The 252-nt window shown below is 63.9% G+C and carries 1 pseudogene; it reads right to left on the bottom strand.

The annotated features are described in order from the left end of the window. Window positions 1-126 (bottom strand): annotated as a pseudogene (locus CF8_RS22180) (IS256 family transposase); the annotation flags it as partial. Between the last annotated feature and the right edge of the window lie 126 nt (window positions 127-252).

The following is a 252-nucleotide window of genomic DNA, read 5'->3' as shown; positions in this document are numbered from 1 at the left end:
GTCGGCGTCCGCGCAGAGCAGGGCGTTGATGATCGATTGCAGCAGCGAGCGCATCAGATCGGGGCTCGCTTCGGCGAGGGCTTCGCCAAGCAGGCCGGCAGGGTCGACAATGTGTGGAGCGGTCATCGTGTGGTCCTCGAGGATTCGGTAGAAGGTTGACTCGAAGGATCGCGCGGTGGCCGCGTCTGCGTTTGGCGTACACGCCGGTGACGAACTCAGCGACCGCGCTACACCACTATCGGGGACTCAACT

It is taken from the genome of Nocardioides sp. CF8 (assembly GCF_000389985.1).
Lineage (GTDB): Bacteria > Actinomycetota > Actinomycetes > Propionibacteriales > Nocardioidaceae > Nocardioides > Nocardioides allogilvus.
Note: the sequence above shows the minus strand (reverse complement) of the source record. Positions and strands in the feature narration are given on the sequence as shown.